Below are 14,010 nucleotides of genomic sequence, written 5' to 3'. Positions count from 1 at the left end.
TCATACCTCTTCTTATTGTGTGTTTAAGAAACGTTTTATCACAGAGAGCTTTTTAAAGAGAGCTTTATCTACAATATTAGGAAAAGAGCCGTTAATTTTGACAAAAAGTCGTTCAGGGAAACCAACGAATTGACGAGGGTTGCCTGTTTCCAATTGCCTAATAAGCGCTTGGGCTACCGTTTCTGGTGAGTCAACGGCGTTGCCAAGTTGTTTATTCATCGCCATGGCTTTTGCACTGTTAATTGTTGTTGCAGTGGCGCGAGGGGCAAAATAGGACACTTTTATATTCGTATCCGCTAATTCCCGATAGAGGGCTTCAGAGAAACCGCGTATCGCAAATTTGCTGGCGCAGTAAGTTGTTTGACCCGCAAAACCAATACTGCCAAAGGTGGAGCCGACATTGACAATATGGGCCTGTTGTTGGTTTAAAAGCGGCAATAGCGCTTGAGTCAATAAAATAGGGGCAATGACGTTCGTGCTAATGGTGTGGGTGATTTCCTCCTCTGAAAGCTGCTCAAATGGGGAAAATTGTCCCACCCCTGCATTATTAATCAGCATGGTGAAGGGGCCGGATTCAGCCATTGTTTGACGGATTTTTTCTCTGTCATTTGCTTGGTTGATATCCGCCACGAGAATGTGATGCTGACCCTTAAGGGACTGGGCAAGCGTTTCTAAACGCTGCTTATCTCGGCCTTGTAGAATTAAAGTGGCGCCTCTGTCAGCGAGCTCTTTCGCGATGGCCTGACCAATGCCGCCTGTTGCTCCAGTTAATAGGCAACGTTGTTGTGCCCAGAGTCCTTTTACACCTTGTTTTTTCATTTAGCCTCCTTGGACTCGGCGTTCACCTGCTGATCTACATGGCCTATTTCACGAAAAATATTCGCATATAAGGTAAAGAACATATTGGCACTGTGGATGATCATATCTTGTTCTTCTTTATCGGTAATCTGATTCATGAGATTTTCAAAGAAAACAATATGTTCTTGATCCAGAGATCCATGCGAACGCAAATAACTAAACGCTTGTGGGGGTAAGTTTAGCTTATCTTGAATATGTTGTGCGGCATTATCCGCTAAGGCAATGCTTGTTCCTTCCAGTACGAATACCATGCCGAAAAAGCGCAACGGGTTACGCCGCTGAATCGCGTCGTAAGCATAGGCTACCATTAATTCTGTGGATGCATTGGGTTGGCTATGGCGGGCCGCGTTTTTATCGCCTCCAGCGGCCGCGATGTCGTTAAGAATCCATTCTTGATGTCCCATTTCTTCTTCGATGTATTCCCCCGCGGCCTCACGCAGCCACTCTTTCTCTTCGGGAAGGCGGCTGCCCGTCGCCATTAACAAGGGCACCGTATGTTTGACATGATGATAAGCTTGGGTCAGGAAGGCTAAGTAGTCGTTAAGGGTAATGGTGCCATGAAAACAACGTTCAATGATGGGGGATGTGACCAAATAGTGGCGCGCTGTTTGGGTTTCTTGCTGTAGGCGTTGATAAAGGTTCATCGTATGTCTCCTATGGAAGAGGGGTAGGCACTATCGTAAGAAGAGGCATATAAGGCGGTAATTTCTTGTTGAAAGTGCGTTAAAATTTTGTCTCGAATTGGTTTGCCTGTGGCCGTAACCAGTCCGTTTATCGATATAAAAGGCTGCGACAAGGTGATCCAATGAACAATCTGCGCATAGTCAGGCAGGCCTTGGTTGGTGGTTTGAAGGCAGTGCGCTATTTGCTGCTCGCTGATGGCTTCATGGAGGGGTGTTAATAAAGCGCCACAGCAGGGCAGTGCATCTCCAAAGACGAGTACCTCACGAAAACAGCCCGTTGCCATCAGCTCTGCTTCTACCCATTCTGGTGAAATATTACGGCCAAAGGAGTTAATCAACACATTTTTGCGACGTCCTTCTATGGTTAAGAAGTGCTGATCCAAGCGGACTAAGTCGCCTGTGTGGACTTCTTGAGGATAAAAGCTATCTGGCTGATTTAAATAACCTAAAAAGAGGTTCCCTGAGACGATGAGTTCATCATCCTCAATGCGCAATTGATTATGTGGTAAGACTTTTCCGGCGCTCGATAACAGCTCTTCTTGGGGGGTATTGAGCGCTACAACGGACGCACATTCTGATAGTCCGTACCCTTGATAAACGGGCAAGCCTAAAGCGCGTGCTTTATTCAATAAACCTGGGGCTACCTTACCACCTCCGACTGCGATAAATTGCAAAGAGCTTGGTGGTTGCCAGCCTTGGATGCAAGCACCGATGAATAGAGACAGCAACTCCGGTACTAAAATGACGCTATGGGGCTGTTGCTGACTGATAAGCGTAAGCATGTTTTGTGGCTGAGTGAGCCGACTTCCGCTAAAGCCGCGATCAGATTGACTAGCAAGAATAACCGTGCCGCCGACCAGCAGCGGTGCATAGACCCCTGCTACGTTCTCTAATAAGGTCGTTAAGGGTAACAAACACAAATGACGAACTTGAGGAATCGCGACGGCTTCGGCTAAGGATTGTGCGACATTTTGCTGTGACTGAGTGCTTAAACAAACGCCTTTTGGGTTGCCCGTGGTGCCAGAAGTAAAGGTGATTTTGTGAGTACCTTGAGGCATGACTGGTGGTGTATCGACTTGAAAGCGCTGCATGAACACCTGCTGAAAAGGCGTCTCGTTTGTTTGCTCCGATGAATCTTCTGTTAACAGCAGTTCAACACCGCTTTGTGTTAATAAATGGGATGTTTGTGCTGGACTAAAGAAGCTGGGGACGGGAACACAACACAGGCCAGCTTGTTGGCAGGCAAGGTCAAATAATACCCATTCCACACAGTTGTCCATAGCGATTGCAAGCGTTTGGATGGATTGCGCTTGTAACCAAGTCTGATGAGCGGTGACAGCGTCTGCCAATTGCTGATAGGTCAGCGACTGTCGGGAGGATTCTAAGGCAATTTTATTGGCCCAATCCGGTGAAGAAAAGTACCACATTATAGCGTCCTCATCTGTTGTAAAAGTGCTGAATGATTGGCTTGAACTAGGCCAAACAGTGCTTGTAACTCGGGTTGCATTAACGCCGTTGCGACTGCTTTTGCCACATCAATAAACATGACTTTTGGCTGACTGGTGTAATAGTTTCCCCAATTGGACTGATCTTGCAGCTTGCTAGGATCTGCATCCGCTAAAAAGGTGAGTTTGAGCTTGAGTTTCTCTAATAGCTGACGAATTTTATCTGTGCCTGAAAAGACTAAATATTGAATCTCAGAGAGATATAAACTCATCACCACCGTCATTAATAAAGGCAAGGTAAAGCGTTGGTTCTGGCTGTATAAGTTACCCAGTTCAGCTATGGCATGACGCTGTGTCCAAACACCATGTTTTTGCAGCATATTGGTAATGGGAACAGGTAAATATTGCTCAATAAAAAGAGGTTGAGTCGCTCGTCTTACGCCCACTACCGCTCTTAAGCGTTGTGCATGAATCCCTAACAACAATGGCATAAAGTTTGTGACATGAGCTTGGTATTTTTTGGCGAAGCCTTCTTGGACAAAGGCTTCTAGGTTTATTCTTTTTGGGTCTTCCATGGCAGCAGAAAGAAACTCGTAAGGCAGAGTTGGCGTGGGAATAAGAGATTGCTCTGGCATTACATAGAGTGCATTGGATGACTGCATAATGGTCTCACTTGGCAAGTTAACTCAGGTAAGCGACTCAGATGAAAAGGAAAAGAGTTTGCTTGTTTTTACAGTAAAGGGAGCCTAGTGAAAAAAAGGTTTATGAAAAAAATATGCTTTAATTTGTCCGATTTAATTTTTAACTAATTGAATTATTTGAATAAAAAATGATGAGAAGCAGGAAAAGAGCGAGGGTTAGAATATCTTCTTAATAAAAAAGTGAATGAACTTTTTATATAATGAGGGCCTAAATTGCGTCAAAATGGCTTTTTGATGTCAAAAAGCGGGTTCAAATCACGCTAGTTTCATTATCTGCCATTATGATTTGCTGAGCGTAGGGGAAACGGTTGCCGATGCCTTTCAAATTATGTATTACTTAAACAAAGCGTGTGAGATTCAACTCGCAGCCGCGCAAATGGCCAGTCTAACGCCCGTTTCTACTATCCCTGAAACGTTAGCAAGCTATGTATGCGAGCAGTTTAAGAAAGTAGCGCATGAACGTCATTTGGTTTGGCAGGCATGGCTAAGAAAGTTAGACCGTATTGATCCATCGTACCGAGAGTAAACATGAAGATACCTATTTTATTGGCTAACAATGATGCGGCGTTTACCGAGCAATTGATAGCGGCGTTTCAGCAACGACATCCTGAGGTGGATGTTCTACTGCCTGGACAGCCAGGTTCAGACAAGGTGCAGGTAGCCGCCTGTTGGTTCCCAGATGATACGCTTTTAACGAATTATCCTAACATCAAGTTTATCCATGCTTTGTCAGCCGGAGTCGATCATTTGGGGGAATCATTGCTAAGCTCTGGTTTGCCCATTTGTCGCATTGTTGATGAGCGTCAGAAGCAGGGCATGTTTGAGTATGTTCTGTGGGGCGTATTGAATGTTCATCGTTATTTTGATCTTGCCGCTTTGAATCAAAGACAAAATCGTTGGCAACGGTATAAACAAAAGGCCGCGTCTGACATTCGTGTCTCGGTCCTCGGGCTAGGAGCATTAGGGGAATACGTTGCAAAAGGCTTAGCGGACTTGGGTTACAGCGTCTCTGGCTGGTCCCGAAGCCAAAAGGCGATGGCAAATATCACCTGTTATTCGGGGGAAGCCTCTTTGTCCGACATGCTTGGTCAAACCGATATTCTCATTAACTTGCTGCCTTTAAGTCCGGTGACAAGAGGCATCTTAAGTCACAAGTTATTCGATCAGCTTCCGCAAGGAGCCTATGTGATTAACTGTGGTCGTGGTGGTCATGTGAAAGAAGCGGATCTGATTCAAGCGGTTACACGTGGCCATTTGCGTGGTGCCATGTTGGATGTGTTTGACGAAGAGCCTTTGCCAGAAACTAACCCGCTTTGGACAACTCAAGGGATAGTGATTACCCCGCATATGGCTTCCGATGCGGGGGAAACCGTCGTAGTGGATCAGGTTGCAGAGAATGCCGCGAGGTTTTTACGAGGGGATGCATTGCTAAACCCCATCAACCTTGATCATGGCTACTAAACCAAGCCCCATTCGGCTCTTGACTATCCTAACAGCTCTATTATTAAGCCGATGGCACGCCGAATAAAAACACCATTAAGCAAAGCAATGAAACCACGCTATAGAGAGCCGCTTTTTTGGTGTGTTTTTCGACTGATTTCGTTTGCAGTGCCACAATGGCGGCGACGGCGGATTGTAGTGTATAGAACAGAGCAAATGCCCGTGAGGCATAGGCGATAATGCCATTCACATCGGTGGCCCAGGTTAAGAAAATAGTGACGATCAAAATCAGCATATAGGCATAACGCACAGGAATTTTTTCGCGTGCGATGTCGACCACCAATCCGCCCGCCCCCGAGGTATCCGCAACGGAGGCGGAGAATTGGCTGCCAATCGCGGCGACAGAAATTAAGATAGGCAATAGCACTGCCACTGGTGCCACCATACTGGTAATCGCGGTGACATCGGCCCCCATACCTTTATGAAATAAGACGGTCATCAGGGTTAAAAATACTAGGTAAATGGCCGCTGAAATCCACTGGGCGATGCGCATGGTTTTGATACGTAACTCAGCAGGATGTTCACTTTGCAAATAGCGAGAAGTTTCAAAACCTTGTACCACGATTAATAGCCCTAGCAGCACACGTAAATCGTGTAAGTCGATACGGGAGTCTAGGGCGGGTAAATGCCATTGGCCAGAGTGGAAAAGATGAAGGTTATATACCGCGAGTGAGAAGAGCAGCCCGGCGATCATGCCAAGGTTTAAGCTCACCGCGTAGGTTTCGATTTTCTCTAATTCCCCTAAGCCGCGCCACATTCCCACACTACAGATAACGGTCAAAATCAGTGTGGTGATAATGTTTGCCACAAAGTCGCTTTCGTAGCCAAAAGCTTTGAGTAAAAATGCCGACAGCAGCTGAAGGTAATAGGTAACGGAAATAAAATAGGCGCCTGCTAAAACAATGCGAGAGACAAAGGAAACGGCCTGAGCAGGGCCCTTCTGGTGTTCGATGGGCTCAAAGTGACGAATGTTGAAGCGGATCGCGCTGCCCACGGCATAGGCTAAAATAAGCAATAAGCCCATGCACAGCACGGCAAAGTAGCCTACGGATTCTGCCAATAACGGAGCCACTACCAAAAAGCCACTGCCCATAATTGAAGCCAATGGTGTGACGGTGGCTTTCCAGCCCTCAGAATGGGCGAGCTTACGGGAAAAGGCCAGAAAGAGAGTGACCACTAGGGCAATGGCAATAATATAAAAATTCAACATCGTGGTGCCTATTCCTTTTGTTAAAACTAATGCGCCTCTTTATTCAGAATGTCTTTCATCTGAGCCTTTAACGAGGGGTCCTGTTGATCTAAATATTGTCGGATGCGTTTGATGTAAGCCTCATTTTCATGGGCTGGTACGCCTGTTTTATGAGCATCTGCCACCGACACCATGGCCATTTGATCATGTTTATTGTACAGCTCAATGATCTCTTCGGCCTGTTGTCGTGAGCTTCCCAGTGTTTCTAAAACAGAACGGCTCATGCGTAAACTACTATCGTAGTTTTCACGCACAATATCGCGACATCCGTAAGACCATAAGTCATAAACATGATGACGATCAAACGCTCGGGAAATAATGTGAACGTGTGGGTAAGTGCCAATAACATACTTCACTAGCTTGGATATCTGTTCTGGATTATCAATGGCGACAATCAAAATGGTGGCGTCTTTAATGCCTGCCGCTTCCAAAAGTTCTGGACGTGTAGCGTCGCCAAAGTAGTTTTTTACACCAAAACGCTGTAAAGCCTTCAAGCGTTTCACACTAAAATCGATGACGGTGGAATCATAGCCTGCTAGACGAATGACTCGGTCAATTTGACTGCCGACTCGACCTGAGCCAGCAATAATGATTTTGTTGCTATCCGGAATGTCTTCGTGTTTCCCCGCTGGATGATCGGTTAGATAACGGGGGGCCACTAGTCGGTCATAAATGATAAACAGCATTGGTGTCAGCAACATCGACAACGCCACCACTAAGAGCAACTGATCCGCGATCGCTTTGGGTAAAATGCCATTAGCAACAGTGAAAGACAACAGCACAAAACCAAATTCGCCGGCTTGCGCCAAGCCCAAGGCGAACAGCCACTTATTTGCCCCACGAATATGAAAGACGGTGCTGAGTAAGCGAAGAATAAAAACCTTAATCAGAATGAGCCCCACCGTGAGACCTAAAATAGTTGCAAATTGACTGAACAATAAGTGGAAGTTGATACCAGCACCGACTGTCATGAAGAACAGTCCTAACAGCAGACCTTTGAACGGTTCGATATTGCTTTCCAACTCATGACGATAAGGTGAACGGGCGAGCACTACGCCAGCTAAAAATGTACCTAATGCGGGAGACAGACCGACCGCAGACATAAGTAAGGTAATGCCGATAACAAACATAAGGGCAGCAGCGGTAAATAGCTCACGCAGTTGGGCTGTGGCAATAAAACGCAAAATCGGCGACACCAGAAAGTTGCCTCCTAAAATTACTGAGCCAATGGCAGCTAAAGTGATGAGGGTTTTTTGCCAAGCATTAAAGTCGCCAAGTAAGTTGCTATGGTGGCTCGCCCCTGAACTGGTAAAGGCTTGTTGCAAGTGAGCTAATAAGTCTGGTGTGGCCAGCAGTGGTAAAAGTGCTAACATGGGGATGACAATGATGTCTTGTGCAAGTAACACGGCAAAAGAAGACTGACCGCCATCAGAGCGCATCAGGCCCTTTTCGCCCAGTGTTTGCAATACGATCGCCGTGGAAGATAGAGAAAATAACATGCCGATGGTCAGTGCAATACGCCAAGGTTGTCCTAGCAACATGGCGCTTCCCATGACCAATAGGGTTGTTAAGACAACTTGTCCACCACCTAAGCCTGCTAAACGACTTTTCATTTCCCAGAGCTTTTGAGGTTTGAGCTCTAAACCGACGAGAAACAGCATCATGACAACGCCAAGCTCTGAGAATTGTTGAATAGAATCGAGATCGACCTGTAGCAATGAGAGCAAGGGGCTAATAGCAATGCCTGCTAGTAAATAGCCCAGTACTGAGCCCAGTTTAAGCCGAGCAGCAAGGGGCACAGCTATTATACCTGCCACGAGGAAAATAAAAGCGAGAAGGAGAGTGTCTGTCATTCTAAAGGCTCTAAAAGTAAAAGGTGCGGAAGCTAAGCTCGACGCCTAAGTGTCCTATTATAAAGGGAAATATGAGAACAAAATTAGGTTTTATTACTGGAATTTGCGATTCATCATGACTTTAGGGTTACGAGCTAGATAGAGGCTGTTAGCAATGTGTTGTGAAGTATAGACCTTAGGTAAAAAAAAGTGGCTATTTGTTGTAGGGCAGGGTGGTTAGCTCGCCCTGAGTAGGTGACTCATCTATAATCAACTCAATGCTTACCATTTAAAGCAGGCCGTTTCTTTATCGTCATTAATAGGCTTGTCTTATTATTTCGTTGGGATCGTTAAGTTAAGGTACGAACAAGCCCTCTGACAGCTAAAGCCTATTCTCATTATTCTTAATTTTACCTGGATACTCATATTGTACTCTAAAATATTTGAACAAATTAACTTACCCGTGTGGGTGTTTGATGTAGAGAACTCCCGGGTTATTTTTGCCAATGCAGCGGCGCTTGTTGTTTGGAATGCGCCTGATATTGACTCGCTTCGAGCAAGAGATTTGGCGACGGACATGTCTCCTGCAGTGCAGCGCCGTTTAAAGCAATATTTAGTGGATTTTTTAGAGTGTGATGCCGAGTTTTATGAACAATGGACTTTGTACCCAGATGGCAAACCTGTGAGCTTAAATATCCGCTACACAGGGATTAAAATGGACAATGGACGAATTGTTATGCTGTGCGAGGGACAGGAAATTCAGCGTGCTACGCCTGAGGCTTCCCGTGGGAGAGATGCATTGATGCATACGCATTTAATGATTTCACTGCATACCTCTGAAGGGGCCAATTTATATTTAAATCCGGCAGCGCGCGAGTTTGTCGAGAACAGTCAACAGGGATTGTCAAAGCGTTTTGTTTTTAAGCGTGACTATACCCGCTTGATGCAGATGGTGGAGCAACAAGGAGAGGGGGAAACGACCGCCTTGGTGCATACTGTCTCTGGTAAAAGGTGGCATGAATTGACCGCAAGGGCGTGTCACGATCCAGTGACAGGTCAGCCATCGGTGTTGATTAGTGCAACTGACGTCAGCAAATTGAAAGAAGCCGAGGCTTTAGCCTCTAAACGAGCCCTATTGGATTCGTTAACCAATCTACCGAATCGCCATGCTCTACCTTATATTTTTGAAAAATTTATCAAAGCGACGCGACAAGATAATGAGACCATTGCTGTATTGTTTATTGATTTGGACGAGTTCAAGGCGATAAATGACACAATGGGGCATGCTGAAGGGGATCGTGTATTGGTGGAAGTAGCGAAGCGCTTGTCTTCTCTATGCGGCCCTTGTGACTCGGTGGTGCGGCTTGGTGGTGATGAATTTTTTATTTTGACATCTCGAGAAAATGATGGAGAAGCATTAGCAGAATTTGCTCAAAGCTTATTGCTACTATTGTCCGAGCCGATCACAGTAAAAAATCGCTCGAAAAAAGTGACGCCGAGTATTGGTATTGCGACCTATCCTAGCCATGGAGCAGGTCTAGAGGAACTGATGCAGTCGGCAGATATTGCTATGTATCAGGCTAAGTCGTTAGGGCGTAACCAGTATTGTCTCTATGATGCCGCTATGCGAGAAGCCTTCGAATATGAGCATACTTTGCTTGCACAACTAAAAGAAGCGCTTAGTAATGATGAATTTGTTTTGCATTACCAGCCAAGAGTTAGCGCCAAAGATAAATCCGTAGTTTCTTTTGAAGCGCTGTTGAGATGGAATCATCCAGAGAGTGGTTTGATGTATCCCGATAGCTTTATTGATCTGTGTGAGCGTTCTGGACAGATGACACAAATAGGCGAGTGGGTATTGCGTGAAGTGATTAAGCAGATTGCCCATTGGCATGTGTTAGGAAAGGATGTGGCTGTGTCTGTGAATGTGTCGATCAACCAATTGTTTAAAGAAGATTTTGTGACAAACTTGGAGTGTATGTTGGATGAAAATGACTGTGCACCAAATAGTTTAGAATTGGAACTGACTGAGTCCGCTTTAACAAAGGGAGATGTGGTGGTTATTAAGAATCTTCAGCAGCTTCGCCATTTAGGTGTTAGAGTGTCGGTGGATGATTTTGGCGTGGGGTATTCGAACTTTGCACGTTTAAATGACATCGCTTTTGATTTTATTAAAATTGACCGTAGCCTAATTGCCAGCCTTCCCGATAACCCACAATTGGTTAAAATGATCATTAGTATTTGTTTGTTAATGCGTGCTCAGATTGTTGCCGAGGGTGTGGAAAATGAGGCCACTGCTCAATGGCTAGCGGATCATGGCTGTGATGAGTTGCAGGGATATTTGTTTAGCAAACCTATGTCCATTGATCAGGCTACAGACTATTTATTTAATCCTCCCAAACCATAGTACATATCACTGGATGGCGTGTTGGACAGCGAGTAATCAAGCGAACGTTATAGCAATGAGCTTACCGTCTTAGACGAAGAGGCATTATGAAAATTTTTACCTGTCAGCAATGTTCTCAAACGGTTTTATTTGAAAATACTTTATGTGAGAGCTGCGGCTCTTCTTTAGGTTTTTTATCTACCCCAATGGTCTTGAGCGCATTAAAACCAGATGGTTCTGGTTTTAATGCGCTAGCAGACACCAATATGCCTGCTAAAAAGTGGTATTACTGTAAAAATGCGCAATATTTTGTTTGTAATTGGCTGGTGGATAGTCCTGATACCTTGTGTGAAGCTTGTCAGCTGAATCGCCATATTCCCAATCTAGAACGCGTCAAGCAGCGTGACGAGTGGCAAAAGCTCGAGTTTGCTAAGCATCGCTTGGTGTACTCGTTAATTAAATTAGGGCTCCCTATATTAAATAAAGCAGAGAACCCAGAAGAGGGATTGTCGTTTGACTTTATTTCCGAAGAGAATGCGGTTCCTGTGAACGCACAGTCCACAACGGGTCATGCCCTTGGACAAGTGACCATCAATACATCCGAAGCAAACAGTGCAGAACGAGAGCAAATGCGTGAGGACATGAAGGAGTCCTATCGAACTTTGATAGGTCATTTTCGACATGAAGTGGGGCATTATTACTGGGATCAGTTAATCGCTGAGAATGATATTGAGCTGGCAAACTATCGGGCTTTGTTTGGAGATGAGCGTGCAAGCTACGCTGACGCCCTGCGCAAGCATTATGAAAACCCTGTTCAAAATTGGCAGGACAGCTTTGTTAGTGCCTATGCCTCTTCGCATCCTTGGGAAGACTGGGCCGAAACTTGGGCGCACTACCTGCATATTGTTGATACCTTAGAAACGGCCAGCGAATTTGGTATTAGTATGTCGCCTCCGAATAATCTGCATCAAGGTTTAGCGGCGACTATTAACATTGACCCTTACTGCCATGCTAATTTTGAGGATATCATTGCCCAATATCTGCCGTTGACCTTTGCTGTGAATAATTTGAACCGAAGTATGGGACAACCGGATTTATACCCCTTTGTGTTGGTGCCAAAAGTACGAGAAAAGCTGGCGTTTATTCATCGTATTGTGCATACCAGCTAGCCTTTTTGTGAGCTTGCTGTATTGAGAACAGTCTACACGTAGACCGTTCTCAAACCTTATTTCTACTTTTGGCCATAACAAAATGCCTTATCAGGTATTGTTAGGCGGCATCGCTATCTGTGTAGCCCGTTAATTCTTCTTCATCAATTATGATGTCTGGTTCTTCGTAAAAGGCATCTTCATCTGGTTCAATGACAAGATCTTCAAGGGGCTTTTTAGCCTCTTTGTGAGCCAGCTCTAATGGTGTGCTGTGATTGGTTTTTTGAGGCGCATTGTTGTTCTTTTTTTGGCTTTTCGATGCCGTCTTGCGCTTTGCTCCCAACGCCTCTAGCAATTCGTCTTTATGTTCGGCTAAGTACAGTGATAACGCTTCTTTTTGATTGTGATCACCAGCTAAATGACTGTTATCCAATAATTCGTAAAGTGCGTCGGCAGTGTCTAGCATTTTGTCATAGGCATCGGCGTCGGCTTTTGAGGTAAAGGTCATTTTTTCAATTCCATCACGTGCTACAACGTATTTAATAACAACAGGCATAATCCACCTCGGGAAAAATAGTACTGTTTAAATATACAGTACTATTTCTGTCAGTGTCTAGCTTTTTTTCTTTTCAATTCTTACTGCTTTACATTGTTTTTTGATTGGGCTGATAGTGCTAAAGTAGCGCCCTAAATGAAGGAATCCGAACGTTATGCCAATTGAAATTTCACACTTTGATACGACGATCATTAGAGATCACGTTGAAATCGTATTAACCATTGCTTGGGCGCTTATTTCTTATATTGTCCGTCGTTATACAAGACGGGTGATACGTCGTCACCCTACGCTTGAGCATGATAAAAAGCGTCAGCGGATTAACACGCTTGATAATATATTTAATCTTTTTTTAGTGGTTGGGTTTATCTTAATCTGGTCCTCTGAATTACAAAACCTTGCGATCTCTATTGCTGCCTTCATGGTTGCCTTGGTCGTGGCAACGAAGGAATTTATTTCTTGTATCGTGGGTGCGTTTTATCGCGCGAGTACTCGGCCTTACCAAGTGGGGGATTGGGTAAGGATTGGTAATTTCGAAGGCGAGGTGACTGACAGTGATTGGTTGTCCACGACCCTATTTGAAGTGGATTTGAAGGGTGGAAGTTATGGTTATACAGGACGTACCACGGTTGTGCCGAATAGCCTATTACTTACGAGTACTGTGCAAAATTTGAACTACATGCGGCGTTATGTCACCCATGTGTTTGCCATTACGAGACAAGCTGATGATGTGAACCTGTTTGAAATAAAGCAAGCCATTTTGGATAAGTTGAAGGAATACAGTGAGCACTTCCATGGGGTTGCCATTCGCTATAACAGCCTGATTGAAAAGCGTCTCGATATTAAAATATCAGGGCCAGAACCACGGGTTCGCATTACCACCTCCCATGAGGGGCATACCCAGTTCACCATATCGCTATTTTGCCCAACCAATGAAGCGATGGATATTGAGCAAAAAGTCACCGAAGACTTTATGCATTTTTGGTATGAAAAACGGGCTAAAATATTACAAAAGTCCCAAACAGCTTAGGAGCTTAGAATGATTCGTCGTGTTATTGCAGCCTGTACACTGGTCTTTTTTTGTTTGTTTCTGAGTGGATGTACGAACGGTATAAGCGTCACACAAGCGCAGTTAAATGAGGCGATTAAAAAGGAAATCGCACAAGGAAAAGAGCGTCAAATAGCGCTTGGTTTAAAGGATAATGGCACCTTGAATATGGCGCTCAAGGTAAAAAGTGTGCAGGTGAATTTAACCGAAAAAGACGGTGGAATGGCGTTAGTCGATATGGTGTGTTTGTTATCGGGTAAGGTCAACGCCTTTGGGCAGAGCTTTACCTTCAGTACCCAGGTGAAACCGTCGCTATCATCCGGTGTGAGATTAGATGAGAATCGTATCTATCTTGTTTCTCCTAGAATAACGAACATTGAAGTTTATGGTTCTAAATTCAGTGACCAGTTGTTACGTTCCACGCTGGGGTCTCTAAATGGGGATTTGGAAAAAGCGTTAACGAACTATTTTAATCAACACCGGCGTTTTTCAAGGTAGTTGTCGCCTAAAATAATTAGGCAGCGTCTTTGTGTTGCTCTGGATTTAATTCCACATCACCTATTGGCTGCCAGTTTCTTTCTGCTTTTGACCAACGCTCAGGGCGTTC

General features: G+C 44.8%; 13 protein-coding genes. 6 read left to right on the top strand and 7 right to left on the bottom strand.

The features are described 5' to 3' along the window. Nucleotides 1–12: 12 nt before the first annotated feature. From MSP8886_RS19235 to MSP8886_RS19220, 4 genes are read right to left on the bottom strand one after another with little or no spacing between them, the layout of a single operon-like run. Nucleotides 13–819, bottom strand: coding sequence for an SDR family oxidoreductase (locus MSP8886_RS19235; protein ID WP_067019802.1), 807 nt, complete (start codon nucleotides 817–819; stop codon nucleotides 13–15). After that, on the bottom strand, nucleotides 816–1,502 hold the full coding sequence (locus MSP8886_RS19230) for an iron-containing redox enzyme family protein (RefSeq protein ID WP_067019799.1): 687 nt from the start codon (nucleotides 1,500–1,502) through the stop codon (nucleotides 816–818). The genes MSP8886_RS19235 and MSP8886_RS19230 overlap by 4 nt, the downstream gene beginning before the upstream one ends. Next, entirely contained in the window at nucleotides 1,499–2,968 is a 1,470-nt protein-coding gene (locus MSP8886_RS19225) for an AMP-binding protein (protein ID WP_067019796.1), read from the bottom strand. Before MSP8886_RS19225 ends, MSP8886_RS19230 begins: the two co-directional genes overlap by 4 nt. Continuing rightward, nucleotides 2,968–3,648, bottom strand: coding sequence for a thermostable hemolysin (locus MSP8886_RS19220; protein WP_067019792.1), 681 nt, complete (start codon nucleotides 3,646–3,648; stop codon nucleotides 2,968–2,970). The genes MSP8886_RS19225 and MSP8886_RS19220 overlap by 1 nt, the downstream gene beginning before the upstream one ends. Before the next feature lie 367 nt (nucleotides 3,649–4,015). Between MSP8886_RS19220 and MSP8886_RS19215 the strand changes: the two genes are divergently transcribed. Further along, the gene (locus tag MSP8886_RS19215) at nucleotides 4,016–4,213 is read left to right on the top strand and encodes a class II aldolase/adducin head domain-containing protein (RefSeq protein ID WP_245659153.1); all 198 of its coding nucleotides are present in this window, start codon (nucleotides 4,016–4,018) and stop codon (nucleotides 4,211–4,213) included. Between the two features lie 2 nt (nucleotides 4,214–4,215). Next, nucleotides 4,216–5,148 (top strand): 2-hydroxyacid dehydrogenase, encoded by a 933-nt coding sequence (locus MSP8886_RS19210; protein ID WP_067019789.1) that lies wholly within the window; start codon nucleotides 4,216–4,218, stop codon nucleotides 5,146–5,148. Nucleotides 5,149–5,191: 43 nt separating this feature from the next. Here the strand turns inward: MSP8886_RS19210 and MSP8886_RS19205 are convergent, their stop codons facing one another. Continuing rightward, nucleotides 5,192–6,397, bottom strand: a complete 1,206-nt coding sequence (locus MSP8886_RS19205) for an Aq_097 family APC-type transporter (protein WP_067019787.1) — start codon at nucleotides 6,395–6,397, stop codon at nucleotides 5,192–5,194. 26 nt (nucleotides 6,398–6,423) lie between these two features. Next, nucleotides 6,424–8,289, bottom strand: coding sequence for a cation:proton antiporter domain-containing protein (locus tag MSP8886_RS19200; RefSeq protein WP_067019784.1), 1,866 nt, complete (start codon nucleotides 8,287–8,289; stop codon nucleotides 6,424–6,426). Between the two features lie 406 nt (nucleotides 8,290–8,695). Between MSP8886_RS19200 and MSP8886_RS19195 the strand changes: the two genes are divergently transcribed. Both MSP8886_RS19195 and MSP8886_RS19190 read left to right on the top strand, forming a co-directional pair. Then, entirely contained in the window at nucleotides 8,696–10,675 is a 1,980-nt protein-coding gene (locus MSP8886_RS19195; protein ID WP_083201049.1) for a sensor domain-containing protein, read from the top strand. 86 nt (nucleotides 10,676–10,761) lie between these two features. Further along, the gene (locus tag MSP8886_RS19190) at nucleotides 10,762–11,823 is read left to right on the top strand and encodes a zinc-binding metallopeptidase family protein (RefSeq protein ID WP_067019779.1); all 1,062 of its coding nucleotides are present in this window, start codon (nucleotides 10,762–10,764) and stop codon (nucleotides 11,821–11,823) included. A gap of 100 nt (nucleotides 11,824–11,923) precedes the next feature. Here the strand turns inward: MSP8886_RS19190 and MSP8886_RS22840 are convergent, their stop codons facing one another. Further along, nucleotides 11,924–12,358, bottom strand: a complete 435-nt coding sequence (locus MSP8886_RS22840) for a YebG family protein (RefSeq protein WP_067019777.1) — start codon at nucleotides 12,356–12,358, stop codon at nucleotides 11,924–11,926. A 154-nt stretch (nucleotides 12,359–12,512) separates the two neighbouring features. Here MSP8886_RS22840 and MSP8886_RS19180 point away from each other — a divergent pair, with 154 nt between their 5' ends. After that, on the top strand, nucleotides 12,513–13,385 hold the full coding sequence (locus tag MSP8886_RS19180; protein WP_067019773.1) for a mechanosensitive ion channel family protein: 873 nt from the start codon (nucleotides 12,513–12,515) through the stop codon (nucleotides 13,383–13,385). Between the two features lie 9 nt (nucleotides 13,386–13,394). Further along, nucleotides 13,395–13,901 (top strand): YceB family lipoprotein, encoded by a 507-nt coding sequence (locus MSP8886_RS19175; protein ID WP_067019770.1) that lies wholly within the window; start codon nucleotides 13,395–13,397, stop codon nucleotides 13,899–13,901. The last annotated feature ends 109 nt before the right edge of the window (nucleotides 13,902–14,010 follow it).

The organism is Marinomonas spartinae (assembly GCF_900089775.1).
Classification (GTDB): Bacteria; Pseudomonadota; Gammaproteobacteria; order Pseudomonadales; family Marinomonadaceae; genus Marinomonas; species Marinomonas spartinae.
The sequence above is the reverse complement of the archived record's forward strand: the minus strand, read 5'-3'. Positions and strand labels throughout refer to the sequence as shown.

What these genes read in the sequence shown, in the direction of transcription:
- MSP8886_RS19200 (WP_067019784.1), bottom strand. Translation starts at nt 8,289, where the DNA reads ATGACAGACACTCTCCTTCTCGCTTTTATTTTCCTCGTGGCAGGTATA.
- MSP8886_RS19205 (WP_067019787.1), bottom strand. Translation starts at nt 6,397, where the DNA reads ATGTTGAATTTTTATATTATTGCCATTGCCCTAGTGGTCACTCTCTTT.
- MSP8886_RS19215 (WP_245659153.1), top strand. Translation starts at nt 4,016, where the DNA reads ATGTATTACTTAAACAAAGCGTGTGAGATTCAACTCGCAGCCGCGCAA.
- MSP8886_RS19220 (WP_067019792.1), bottom strand. Translation starts at nt 3,648, where the DNA reads ATGCAGTCATCCAATGCACTCTATGTAATGCCAGAGCAATCTCTTATT.
- MSP8886_RS19235 (WP_067019802.1), bottom strand. Translation starts at nt 819, where the DNA reads ATGAAAAAACAAGGTGTAAAAGGACTCTGGGCACAACAACGTTGCCTA.
- MSP8886_RS19210 (WP_067019789.1), top strand. Translation starts at nt 4,216, where the DNA reads ATGAAGATACCTATTTTATTGGCTAACAATGATGCGGCGTTTACCGAG.
- MSP8886_RS19230 (WP_067019799.1), bottom strand. Translation starts at nt 1,502, where the DNA reads ATGAACCTTTATCAACGCCTACAGCAAGAAACCCAAACAGCGCGCCAC.
- MSP8886_RS19190 (WP_067019779.1), top strand. Translation starts at nt 10,762, where the DNA reads ATGAAAATTTTTACCTGTCAGCAATGTTCTCAAACGGTTTTATTTGAA.
- MSP8886_RS19180 (WP_067019773.1), top strand. Translation starts at nt 12,513, where the DNA reads ATGCCAATTGAAATTTCACACTTTGATACGACGATCATTAGAGATCAC.
- MSP8886_RS19175 (WP_067019770.1), top strand. Translation starts at nt 13,395, where the DNA reads ATGATTCGTCGTGTTATTGCAGCCTGTACACTGGTCTTTTTTTGTTTG.
- MSP8886_RS19225 (WP_067019796.1), bottom strand. Translation starts at nt 2,968, where the DNA reads ATGTGGTACTTTTCTTCACCGGATTGGGCCAATAAAATTGCCTTAGAA.
- MSP8886_RS22840 (WP_067019777.1), bottom strand. Translation starts at nt 12,358, where the DNA reads ATGCCTGTTGTTATTAAATACGTTGTAGCACGTGATGGAATTGAAAAA.